This window comes from Acetobacteraceae bacterium (assembly GCA_004843165.1).
In the GTDB taxonomy this organism is placed as follows: Bacteria; Pseudomonadota; Alphaproteobacteria; order Acetobacterales; family Acetobacteraceae.
In genome coordinates, this window is the sequence record CP039459.1 from 1,806,607 (window position 1) to 1,818,560 (window position 11,954).

An 11,954-nucleotide genomic window follows, 5' to 3' on the forward strand; every position below is an offset into this window, starting at 1 on the left:
AGTTTGGGTAGCATAATGAACAATCATAAAGAAAAGAATCCTCGCACTGTTACTGTGCTTGGCAGTACGGGAAGTATTGGTGTTTCCACAGTTGATTTGCTCAAAAATGCAAAAGAGGACTTTTCTGTTCGTGTGCTTGTCGGTGGGAGTAATGTCCATTTATTGGCAGAACAAGCAAAGGCGCTTGACGCTGAATGGGCCGTTCTTCATGACGAAGAAAAATTTCCACATTTAAAGGCGTTGCTTTCAGAAACAAAAATTAAAATTGCTGCCGGCCGCAAAGCCGTTATTGAGGCGGCCTCTATCCCCGTTGACTGGACAATGGCAGCGATTACAGGAGCAGCAGGATTAGAGCCTATTTTGGCTGCTGCACGGAACGGTGGCGATATTGCGTTAGCAAATAAAGAGGCCCTTGTCTGTGCGGGTTCTGTTCTTTTAGAGGCAATCCGTAAAAGTGGCGGACGTCTTCTTCCGGTGGATTCTGAGCATAATGCGATTGTTCAAGCGCTTGGTAAAAGCCCGATGGAAGAGGTGGAAAAAATCCTTTTGACGGCTTCTGGCGGCCCTTTCAGAACTTTTTCCAGAGAGGAAATGAAATCGGTTACGCCTGAAATGGCATTGAAACATCCAACATGGTCAATGGGCGCAAAAATCAGCATTGATTCTGCAAGTATGGCTAATAAAGGGTTGGAAGTTATTGAAGCAGCTCGCCTATTTGAGCTTCCAAGTGAAAAGATTGATGTTGTTATTCATCCGCAATCTGTTGTTCATGGCGGTGTGATGTTTCGTGATGGAAGTTTTGTGGCGCAAATGGGGGCAGCAGATATGCGTATTCCTATTTCACATGCACTTGGTGTTTCAAAACGTTTAAAAACGAATTCTCCACGCTTAGATCTTACTGAGATGAGCAAGTTGGATTTTTATCCGATGGATGAGAGAAAATTTTTGCCATTAGCACTGGCAAGAGAAGCTTTAAAAATAGGGGGCGGAGCTCCAGCTGTTTTCTCTGCCGCAAATGAAATTGCTGTTGAGAATTTTTTAAATAAGAAAATTTCGTTTTTGCAAATTGGTACTTTGATTTCTAAGTCTTTGGAAAAAGGTCGATTTGGAAGCAACTTAACTTCCTTAGAGGAAGTTTTTGAATGGGATCGCTTTGGGCGTCAGGTAGCAGAACGGCTCATTGCTCAGGGAGAATTGCATGTTTGAGTTTCTGCGCATGATTGTTGCCAGCGTTGCTGTCTTCGCTATTTTGGTTTTTGTGCATGAAATGGGGCATTATCTTGCCGCACGCTATTGCAAGATAAAAGTAGATGTTTTTTCAATTGGTTTTGGAACAGCGTTAAAGGGCTGGTATGATAAGTCCGGAACAGAGTGGCGTTTAAGTGCCTTTCCACTCGGCGGTTATGTGCGTTTACATGGGTTTGAAAAACCCGACACCTCGGAAGAGGCTGAAAAGCTTGTTCCAGGGAGTGCATTTTTTGAAAAATCTGTGTTTCAAAGAATGCTTGTCGTTTCTATGGGGCCTATTTTTAATTTTATTCTTGCAATTATTCTTTTTAGCATCATTTTTTCTTGTTCTGGAAAGTTTGAGGCGCGTCCGGATGTTGGTTCTATTTTGCCAAATAGTCCAGCCGCTTCCTCAGGTTTGAAAGTTGGAGATCATTTATTACGTGTTGCCGGGACACCAGTCACGTCTGTTGAGCAAATTCAGAAATTTATTATCTCTCACTCTGATCAAGCAATTTCCTTTGAGGTAAAACGTGGCGAAGAAAAGCAAAATATCCTTATTACCCCTAAGGTAGATAAGGAAAATGGTCAGAATGTTGCCCGCATTGGGGTGGCTTTTACCAGTGCACGGGGAAATCCTGTTCCGATTTATAAAGCTGTTCCTTTAGCCGTCGAAGAAACATGGAATCAGTCTGCACATATTCTTTCAAGCCTTTGGGAAATTGTTACCGGTCAGCGTAGTACAGCCGAATTAGGCGGAACAATCCGAATTGTACAAATGTCAGGTGAAGTTGCTTCTTACGGTTTGGTCAGTCTTTTATCTTTTATGGCTTTATTATCTATTAATTTAGGTTTGTTGAATCTTCTACCTGTCCCGGCATTAGATGGCGGACGTCTTGTTTTTTATGCAATAGAAGGTATTATCCGTCGTCCTATTCCAGATCGTGTAAGAGATATTTACTTACAAATTGGGATCGCACTTATTCTGCTTTTGTTTATTTTATCTACGTATAACGATTTAAGAGGAATTGGTGTTTTTAGTTGGTTCTATAAGATTTTTGTCTCTATAACACACTGACAGATGCTATATTCTAACGTTCTATAGAAATAATTTAAAATATTTGGAGGCTTGTTGACGTTTTAGGAAACGCATGCGGCTGTAGAACGGCAGAATAGATAAGGACGACTATTTGAGGGCCCATTTGATAGAGAGGACCAGAGGATATTTGCTCGTAGCGCTTGCTTATTTAAGCGCTATGGTTTTACTCATCCTTTCTCCGACATTGGCTTTCCCTAAAACAAGCGCAGAAAATATTGCTAAAGCGGCACCTGTCACAACCTCTAATATTATTGAAGATATTAAGGTTCGTGGCAATGACCGTATCGAAACCAGCACTGTTTTATCTTATATGGTGGTGCAACCTGGTGACAGTTTTAATCGTACAAATTTAAACAGATCTTTAAAAACCCTTTATGCAACAGGGTTGTTTAGGGATGTCACCCTTGAGCGTGAGGGGAGTGCTCTTGTTGTTACGGTTGCAGAAAATGCTGTTGTGAACAGGATTGTTTTTGAAGGCAATAGTTCCATTAAAGATGAAGACCTTACCAAAGAGGTTACTTTGCGAACAAAGGCCGTTTACTCTGCCAGAGCTATTGCTGCCGATCGGCAGCGGATTCTAAACCTTTATGCGAGTAAAGCCCGCTATGGTGCGACTGTAACGCCACAAATTATTAAACTTTCCCATAATCGTGTTGATGTGATTTTCAAAGTTAATGAAGCGCACGAAACGAAGGTGAGAAAAGTTGTTTTTGTTGGGAACCAATTTTATACACAGGCGGCTTTATCGGCCGTTGTTTCTTCTAAAGAAGATGCGTGGTATCGTATTTTTTCTTCCTCTACGCAATATAATCCAGATCGTGTGAAATATGATAGCGAGCTCCTGCGGCGCTTTTATTTGCATAATGGTTTTATTGATTATCATCTTGTGGATGCGACAGGAGAGCTTTCGACAGATCATCAAAGTTTCTACATCACTTATACGGTTCATGAGGGCGCACGTTACCGTCTCTCAAAATTAAATATTCGCTCCACCGTCACGGGTGTTACGCCAAAAATGATGCAATCACATATGGTCTCTTTGCTCAGAGGGGCTTTTTATGATGCGACTGCTGTGCAGGATGTTGCGACCAGTATGCAGGAATGGCTACAAGGGCATGGTTATCCTTTTACAGTTGTTAGAAGTGAGATCGCACGTAATCCAGAGAAACGAACAGTTGATTTGCTCTTCGATATTGTTGAGGGGCCTCGCACTTATGTTGAGCGAATTGATATTAATGGCAATACCATTACAAGAGATTCGATTGTCAGGCGAAATTTGCCAATGGCAGAAGGAGACCCTTTTACCCCATTGGAAAAGAAATTTACCAAATACGCTATTCAGGATTTAGGTTATTTTAAAGATGTTGGTATTAGTCAAACGCCGGGATCTGCTCCAGATAAAATTAACTTGATTGCGCATGTCCAAGAAAAGCCAACAGGTCAATTCTCGGTGGGTGGCGGATATTCCACGGATGCTGGTGTTATGGGAAATGTCGCTGTTAAACAGACTAATTTACTTGGATCGGGCGTTAGTGCCGGCTTTAACGGTACCATTGCTTATTATGAGCGTCAGGCGGATATTTCGGTTACGGATCCATATTTTCTGGGACGAAATATGGTTGCGGGCGCCGATTTATATTTTACGCAAAGTTTGGATGAAACATATCAAAGTTATAACGAGGGAAGGTACGGTTTCGATTTAAGGACAGGGTATAGTATCAGCCGTTACCTTTCACAATCATGGACATATAGTCTTGTTGATCGAGATGTTGGAAATGTTAATTTACGGCAAGCGATCACGGGAGCCTCATCGGGTTATAATGATCAGTATGTTTCTTCTGCTTATGTTATTGATTCTCGTGGCTGGTCTTTGCTCTCTCAGTTGAGCACATCTTTGACTTATGATCGTCGAGATAATCGAGGGGCACCGCGTGCCGGATATATTATTTCAGTGTCAGGTGACTTTGCAGGTATTGGCGGGGATGAGGAGTATATGCGTGGAAAAATTAACGGAGCTTATTATTATCCCTTAGATAAATTCACCGGGAATCATGATTGGGGTGTCAGCGTTAAAGGGGGCTTTGGCTATATGGGCAATTGGGGAAATGCAGATTCAGATCGGCGGATTATTGATAACTTTTATCTTGGCGGACAAAATCTACGTGGCTTTCTTCAGGGGGGTGTGGGCCCTCGTTCTGGCCATCTTGATTGCGGACCGGGAGCCCCCGATGGTGGAAAAAATTGTACGCCGAATTGGGAAGGCCAAGAAGATATGCTCGGTGGACGTTTAATGTACACGGCCTCATTCCAAATAAATTATCCTGTTCCGATGGGAAAATCCTTGGGTATTTCTGCCCGTTCGTTTATTGATATTGGAGGTTTGGGAGGTGTTCGCGTGGAGAAACTTTATACGCCGACAGATGGCACTTGTAATGCTCAGCAATATGGCGGTATTGGGTGTACACCGATTCAGGGTAATACTTTCTCTCCTAGAGCAACAATTGGTGAAGGAATTTCGTGGAAGAGTCCTTTTGGACTTGTTAATATTGACCTGGCAGTTCCATTTGAAAAGCAACCGGGAGATATTACGTATCCATTCCGTTTTGGCTTTGGACAGCAATTCTGATTTTGGAACAGGGAAAAGGCAAAGGTAATCTCTATGAAAAACTGGAAAGATAGGTATCTTCGGCGTAAGAAAATTTGTTGCTTTGGGAGCGGGTTGTTGTTCTCTTTTGCAAGTTTTCTGGTTTTAGTAGAGCCTGCAAAAAGTGAAGGCTGGTTTGTGCCCAAGGCTGCTAAATCCGACAAGTCAACGGTAAACTCAGCGCCTGCACAGATGCCGGCGGAAATGCCGCCAGAGGGAATGGATGAACAAATGGGGACCCAAACACCTCCTATCTTACCTTTGCCAAATGTGCCTGTTCCGTCTGCGATTGCAAAAGAGGCACCGCCGCCGGCGGCAACAATTGGCGTTATTAATATTCCAGGCGTGATGGCGCTATCAACGGCGGCACGTGAAATTCAGCAGGAACTTGGCGCAAGGCGAGATAAATTAGCTAGAATTGTTCAGGATGAGGAAAGAGCTTGGCAGGGAGAAGTTCAACAATTGCAATCGCAAGCGCACAGCCTAACGCCAGAACAGATTCAAGCACGTGAAAAGAGATTACAAGAAAGACGTGTAAAAGATCAGCGTGAGTTCGGTGGAAAAGCTCGAATTATTCAAGAGGCTTATCAAGTTGCATTTCATCAGTTAGAACGTGAACTTGAGCAGCGGAATGGTATTATTGGCCAGGTGGCTGAAGCGCATAATATGAATCTTATCTTGCGTTCTGAACAAACGGTTTTGCATGTTGATGAGCAAGATATTACAAAAGAAGTTGCAGATCGTCTGAATAAAATTTTACCGCATGTTTATATTCCGGGAGCAGATGAAGATCCTGAACTCTTGGCAAAAAGTGGTAAAATGCCAACAACAGCAGATGAGGAACGTTTGATGAACCAAGCGCCGCCACCTGAAGAAAAAGGGCCGCCATCTGTCTTGCGTAATTAATTTCGGATAGGAATTGACCGGTTGTAAAAAACTAAGAATTTAAATTTCTATTATTTTAATGACTCTGAGCATCGGAGAAGGATATTTTGGCTATAGATGAAATTCCGGGCGACCCAAGATTTTTTGAACGTCAGGGGCCGTTTTCTGTTGAAGAATTGATAGAGGGGCTTGCCTGTCATATTGGCGGTAAAAATGTGGCAGGAGCTCAAGAAAAGTTATTTTATGGGGTTGCGCCTTTGCAGTCAGCAGGTGAGAAGGAAATTGCTTTTCTTGACAACCGTCGTTATATCCCGCTGATTAAAAAAACATCTGCTGGAGCCGTGATTGTTAGTCCTGAGTTTGAGGAGCATCTTCCTGATGGGGCGATTGCGATTGTTGCAGACCAGCCATATTTTATTTGGGCTAAAATCGTAACACGGTTTTTTGCACAATCCCCTAAAGAATCTTCTATCCATGCAACCGCTGTCATTTCGCCGGAGGCGAAAATTGGCCAAAATGTGTCTATTGGCGCTTTTTGTACAATTGGGCGTAAAGCTGTTATTGGGGATGGAAGTGTCATTGCAAGTCATGTTTCGATTGGTAATGGTGTTGTTTTAGGAAAAAAATGCCGCATTTATTCTCATGTGAGTCTTGAGTGCGCTCTTTTAGGAAATGGTGTTGCCATTCATACAGGGGCAAGGATAGGGCATCCAGGCTTTGGTTTTGCCATTGGTGCAGAAGGTTTTCAAAATATTCCCCAAATTGGCAGAGTTGTCATTGGAGATTATACAGAGATTGGCGCAAATACAGCTGTTGATCGTGGTTCCGTACGAGATACGGTTATTGGTGCGGGTTGCCGTATTGATAATTTAGTGCAAATTGCGCATAATGTTAGAATTGGAAATTGCGTTGTCATCGTTTCTCAGGCAGGGATTTCAGGCTCAACAGAAATCGGTGATTTTGTGCAGATTGCAGCGCAAGCCGGCTTGACAGGTCATTTAAAGATCGGATCACGTGCACGGATTGGGGCGCAGTGTGGTGTGATGTCTAGTGTCGAGGAAAAGGCAGATGTTATTGGAAGTCCAGCACTTCCATTTAGAGAATTTTTTCGTAACGTCGCAACATTACGCCGTCTCTCACGTCGTCCTGCGAAGGGTGAGAAAAGTAAAGTATAAAATATTTTTATTTATTTGGGCAAAGTGAAATTCGCTTTCTAGGCGATAGAAGAAAAAGAGGAGTAGATCATGAGTGCGGGTCCGAACATAGGCGCTGCGGAAGAAAAAAAAGAGGTTTCTGTTGGTAAGACAGCCGATATTGCGGCTATTATGAAAGCTTTGCCGCATCGTTATCCTTTTCTTTTGCTTGATCGTATGGAGCAAATTCAATTTGGTGAATCTGCCGTCGGTATTAAGAATGTTACGATTAATGAACCCTTTTTCCCAGGACACTTCCCAGTAGCGCCTGTGATGCCGGGTGTTTTGATTATTGAGGCAATGGCACAGACGGCTGCCGCCTTAGTAATGATGGGCTTGGAATATGAGCGTGGCAATAAGATTGTTTATTTTATGACTGTTGAAGGTGCCAAGTTTAGAAAACCGGTCGGCCCTGGAGATCAGTTGCATTTAGAGGTTAAAAAAGATCGTCAGCGTGGTAATGTCTGGCGTTTTAAAGGGGTGGCACGCGTTAATGGAAAATCCGTTGCGGAAGCATCCTTTAGTGCTATGATTTTGGATCCGCCAGAGAAATAATTTCTTTATTTTTCTGTTCCGATCTTTTCTTTTAATTCTCTCCACGGAAGTAGTTGTTCTCCATGGAAGTTCATCCAACAGCCATAATTGAAAAGGGTGCCATTCTTGGTAAAGGCGTCCGTATTGGTCCATGGTGCCATATAGATTCGAATGTTGTCATTGGCGATAACGTTCACCTTCATTCTTCAGTTTCTATCTCTGGAGATACAAAAATTGGAAATGGTGTAGAAATATATCCATTTGCAACCGTTGGCCTTGCGCCTCAGGATTTGAAATATCAGGGGGAAAATTCTAAATGCATTATTGGAGATAATACTGTCATTCGTGAAGGGGTTACCATTCATCGAGGAACTGCTTTCGGAGGGGGAATCACTTCTGTCGGAAATAATTGCCTCATCATGGTGAATGCCCATATTGCGCATGATTGTCGGGTTGGTAACCATGTTATTATTGTTAATAATGTCGTAATGGGCGGGCACGTTATCGTTCAAGATTATGCTCGTATTATGGGGGCATCAGCAATACATCAATTTGTTAGAATTGGTCAGGGAGCTGTTGTGGGTGGAAAAACAGGGGTTGAAAGAGATGTCATTCCTTATGGGAGTGTCATTGGTAATCGTGGACGCCTTGTCGGCCTTAACTGGGTTGGTCTAAAACGCAGCGGTGTTCAGCACCGTGAGCGTCAACTGATGCGTCAGGCGCTTAGGCTCTTATATCCTCGGACGGCTAAGCAGAACGTTCCTTTTGCAAAGAGAGTGTTAGAGGTTAAAGCGCGTTTTGGGCATGAAGCTAAGGTTGCAGAGATTTTGAATTTTATAGAAACGCCGAGTAAGCGTGGCTTGATATTCGCCCATGTTTTTGAGAATGGAGATGGTTGATTCTAAAAAGATAGGCATCGTTGCAGGGGGTGGAAATTTGCCTGTACATTTGGCAAACGCCTTGCAAAGTCAAAATATTGATTTTTCAGTTTTAGCCCTTAAAGATTATGCAAATTTAAAGGCATTATTGCCTTTTTCTCCTAAGGTCTTCCGTCTAGGTGAAGTTGGGGCGATGATTGCCTACTTAAAGGCAAGTAAATGTTCTGAAATTGTAATGATAGGCCCGGTGAAACGTCCTTCTTTAGTCAATTTGCGTCCAGATTTTGGGGCTTTGCGTTTTTTATGGAAAATTGGGGAACGTTTTACAAAAGGTGATGATGCCTTGTTAAAAACAGTTGTGAATTTACTGGAAAAAGAAGGTTTTCAAATCAAAGGTGCTGACACATATCTCCCAAACTGTATCGGTAAGGAAGGATTTAATAGGAGTCTTTCTGAAAAAGAAACGCAGGATTTAAATCTTGCTTGGGATTTTTTAACAGTAACGGCACCTTTTGATATGGGGCAGGGATGCGTTGTGCAAAATGGTCGTATTCTAGCAGCTGAAGGTCCTGAGGGAACAGATAATATGCTCAGGCGGATTAAGCCCTTGGGTATTCTTCCTTTAAAACGCTCTGGTCTTTTATTAAAAAAACCGAAAGTGAATCAAGAAATGAGAGTAGATATGCCTATGATTGGCTTAGAAACTCTTAAATTAGCTGCCGAAGGTGGATTGGCAGGTGTTGCTTATGAAGCGGGGAGTACATTTGTTATAGATGATTCTCTGTGTCAAGAAATGGCAGCAGAACTCGGTCTGTTTTTTGGTGGTATTAAAAATTCTGCCAAATAAAACGATTGAAAATTGACAACACCCCTGATGCATCAGTATCAATGCATTAGAATTTTAAAAATAAATAGTTTTATTTTGGAGAAAAATAATGAAACGCACTTATCAACCATCTAAACTTGTCAGAAAACGCCGTCATGGTTTTCGCTCACGCTCTGCTACTGTCGGCGGACGTCGTGTTCTTGCCGCAAGAAGAGCAAAAGGTCGTAAGAAACTTTCTGCTTGAGTTGTCTTATTTATAGGCACTTGCAAAAAAGATCTGAGTTTTTAAGAGCAGCCGCCCGAGGGGTCAAGGCTGTTCGTCATGGTGTTGTTATACAGGCATATCCTTCCGCACTTCCGGTAGGCGTAGGCTTTACAGTCACTAGAAAACTTGGAAATGCTGTTGTGCGAAATCGGATACGCCGTCGCCTTCGCGCAGCCTTTCAAGAGGTTGTTAAAGAGGTTGAGGTGCCGGCGGGCGATTATGTCCTCATCGGACGGAAAACAACAGATGCAGAAGTATTTTTAAAGTTGGTTGCCGATATTAAGTCGGGTGTTTTAGCTTGCGGTAAAAAAATGTCGGCCAATCAAACAAAGTGATTTCTTTTGTTTAAATATATATTTTTGCTCTTTTTAAAAATTTATCGCTTTTGCGTTAGTCCTATTTTGGGGAATAATTGCCGCTTCTATCCAACCTGTAGTGCGTATGCCTATTCGGCAATTCAAACTTATGGTGTTTTGAGAGGCGGATATTTGACAATACGAAGACTTCTTAAGTGTCATCCGTGGCATCCAGGTGGATTTGATCCGCCTGTCTGAAGTGTATTTTGTAGTATTTTAAGGGACGATGGGGTCATATTTATGGATCGTGATAAGCAGAAAGCAGGAACAACAAGATTGGCTATTGCCATTGTTGGATCTGCCTTAATTTTGGGTGGGTCGGCTTGGATACAGCATAAATATTTTCCACAGTCGTTCCCTGTAAAAAATGCTTCCGTAAACAGTCCTCAAGATAAAGCGATCCAGTCGGAACTAAAGGAAAGCGCAACAGGTTTTCTAACATCGACGACCTCTAGAGAAACTGTTTCTAAGAAAGAAGAATCTCCGCGCATTCAAATTTCTGGTAAAATGCTTAAGGGGTCTATTCGTCTTCGTGGTGCAGAAATTGATGATCTTATTTCCCTGAAATATCGGGAGACATTAGACAAAAATTCTCCTTATGTTCGTCTTCTTTCAGCAGAAGATTCCAAAACGCCAACTTATGTCAGCATTGGGTGGAAGCAGAATCTTGAAAATCAGAACGTAAAAATCCCGACCTCTGAAACGCTCTGGCAAGCTGATAACACACTTCTTGAAGCTGGTGGAAAGCCGGTTGACCTTTCTTGGAACAATGGGGAAGGCTTAACATTTAAAATAAAAATCTCTTTGGATGAACAGTATATGTTCAATGTCCAGCAGGAGATTGTGAATAATTCTCAAAAAAATATCACTCTGCAACCGTATCAAATGGTTCATAGAAATTATTTGCCGGCTAATACAGGTTCAATGACAGAGTATTTAGGGCCTATTGGCGTTTCAGACGGTAAGCTCAAAGATATGAGCTATAAGGATATTAAAAAGAAATCAGAGGCTTCTGGAAATATTGCTTGGAGCAATTCAGGCGCTGGTGGCTGGGGCGGTATTGCAGATAAATACTGGCTAGTTGCTGCTGGTGTTCCACAAAGCCAACAGATGACGCTTTCTTATGCACATTTACCTTCTGTAAAAGAAAACGGCGATTACCAGGTTTCATTGGCAATGCCTGCTTTGGTAACTCCCTCAAATGCGACATCAAAGATAGAGACATATGTGTATGCGGGGCCAAAATCATCACCAATTCTCTCACATTATGAAAAATCATGTGGATTAAAAAGTTTTGATTCAGCCATTGATTTTGGATGGTTTTCCTTTTTAACGCGTCCAATCCTTTATCTTTTACATTATTTATATGGATTTATTGGAAATTTCGGCTTAGCGCTGATGGCGTTGACTGTCATTGTGAAAATTATTCTTTTCCCGTTAGCTTCTAAGGCAGCGGTTTCGGCAGCAAGAATGAAATTACTTGCGCCCAAAATGGCGGAAATTAAAAAACAATATCAATCTGATCCAAAAACGATGAACCAAAAGGTAATGGGATTATACCGAGAAGAAAAAGTTAATCCTGCGGCGGGATGTTTGCCTATTTTAATACAAGCACCGATTTTCTTTTGTTTGTATAAAATGCTTAATATGAGCTTTGACGAGCGGCAGGCACCTTTCTTCGGTTGGATTAAAGATTTATCGGTTCCAGACCCAACAAATATATTTAATCTTTTTGGTCTCTTGCCTTTTGATCCAACGGTTGTATCTCCCTTTTTACATGTTAGCCTATGGGGTTTAGCATTGGGGCTGACTTTTTGGATGATGCAGCGGCAGACAATGGTCAGTCTTGACCCTGCGCAAGCACGTATCATGCAGTTTATGCCTTTGGTATATGTTTTTATTATGTCAGATTTTCCAGCTGGTCTTCTTGTTTACTATACATGGAATAACGTTTTAACATATTTGCAACAGGCTTATATTCAACGCCGTACTGTTCTTCCTGTCCCCGTAAAAGGTGGCGTTATTGAAGGTAAGAAATAATTTTCAG

Annotated in this window: 12 protein-coding genes; all 12 read left to right on the top strand. The window is 42.2% G+C overall.

From position 1 onward, the window contains the following. The first annotated feature begins 15 nt into the window (after positions 1-15). The 12 genes from FAI41_08685 (at position 16) to yidC (ending at position 11,947) form a co-directional block, all read left to right on the top strand. The gene (locus FAI41_08685) at positions 16-1,206 is read left to right on the top strand and encodes a 1-deoxy-D-xylulose-5-phosphate reductoisomerase (protein ID QCE33647.1); all 1,191 of its coding nucleotides are present in this window, start codon (positions 16-18) and stop codon (positions 1,204-1,206) included. Beyond that, entirely contained in the window at positions 1,199-2,305 is a 1,107-nt protein-coding gene (gene rseP / locus FAI41_08690; protein ID QCE33648.1) for an RIP metalloprotease RseP, read from the top strand. The genes FAI41_08685 and rseP overlap by 8 nt, the downstream gene beginning before the upstream one ends. Before the next feature lie 178 nt (positions 2,306-2,483). Further along, positions 2,484-4,952, top strand: a complete 2,469-nt coding sequence (gene bamA, locus FAI41_08695) for an outer membrane protein assembly factor BamA (protein ID QCE33839.1) — start codon at positions 2,484-2,486, stop codon at positions 4,950-4,952. A gap of 33 nt (positions 4,953-4,985) precedes the next feature. Continuing rightward, positions 4,986-5,876: an OmpH family outer membrane protein gene (locus tag FAI41_08700; GenBank protein ID QCE33649.1), complete on the top strand. Its 891-nt coding sequence runs from the start codon at positions 4,986-4,988 to the stop codon at positions 5,874-5,876. A gap of 86 nt (positions 5,877-5,962) precedes the next feature. After that, positions 5,963-7,030 (top strand): UDP-3-O-(3-hydroxymyristoyl)glucosamine N-acyltransferase, encoded by a 1,068-nt coding sequence (gene lpxD / locus FAI41_08705; GenBank protein ID QCE33650.1) that lies wholly within the window; start codon positions 5,963-5,965, stop codon positions 7,028-7,030. Between the two features lie 69 nt (positions 7,031-7,099). Next, complete coding sequence (gene fabZ / locus FAI41_08710; protein QCE33651.1) at positions 7,100-7,603, top strand: 3-hydroxyacyl-ACP dehydratase FabZ; 504 nt, start codon at positions 7,100-7,102, stop codon at positions 7,601-7,603. 62 nt (positions 7,604-7,665) lie between these two features. Continuing rightward, entirely contained in the window at positions 7,666-8,481 is an 816-nt protein-coding gene (gene lpxA / locus FAI41_08715; protein ID QCE33652.1) for an acyl-ACP--UDP-N-acetylglucosamine O-acyltransferase, read from the top strand. Then, positions 8,456-9,307 (top strand): LpxI family protein, encoded by an 852-nt coding sequence (locus tag FAI41_08720; protein QCE33653.1) that lies wholly within the window; start codon positions 8,456-8,458, stop codon positions 9,305-9,307. Before lpxA ends, FAI41_08720 begins: the two co-directional genes overlap by 26 nt. A gap of 88 nt (positions 9,308-9,395) precedes the next feature. After that, positions 9,396-9,530, top strand: coding sequence for a 50S ribosomal protein L34 (locus tag FAI41_08725; GenBank protein QCE33654.1), 135 nt, complete (start codon positions 9,396-9,398; stop codon positions 9,528-9,530). Then, positions 9,527-9,886 (top strand): ribonuclease P protein component, encoded by a 360-nt coding sequence (gene rnpA, locus FAI41_08730; protein QCE33655.1) that lies wholly within the window; start codon positions 9,527-9,529, stop codon positions 9,884-9,886. Before FAI41_08725 ends, rnpA begins: the two co-directional genes overlap by 4 nt. A 6-nt stretch (positions 9,887-9,892) precedes the next feature. After that, on the top strand, positions 9,893-10,105 hold the full coding sequence (gene yidD / locus FAI41_08735) for a membrane protein insertion efficiency factor YidD (GenBank protein ID QCE33656.1): 213 nt from the start codon (positions 9,893-9,895) through the stop codon (positions 10,103-10,105). A 42-nt stretch (positions 10,106-10,147) separates the two neighbouring features. Further along, positions 10,148-11,947, top strand: a complete 1,800-nt coding sequence (gene yidC / locus FAI41_08740; protein ID QCE33657.1) for a membrane protein insertase YidC — start codon at positions 10,148-10,150, stop codon at positions 11,945-11,947. Positions 11,948-11,954: the final 7 nt, after the last annotated feature.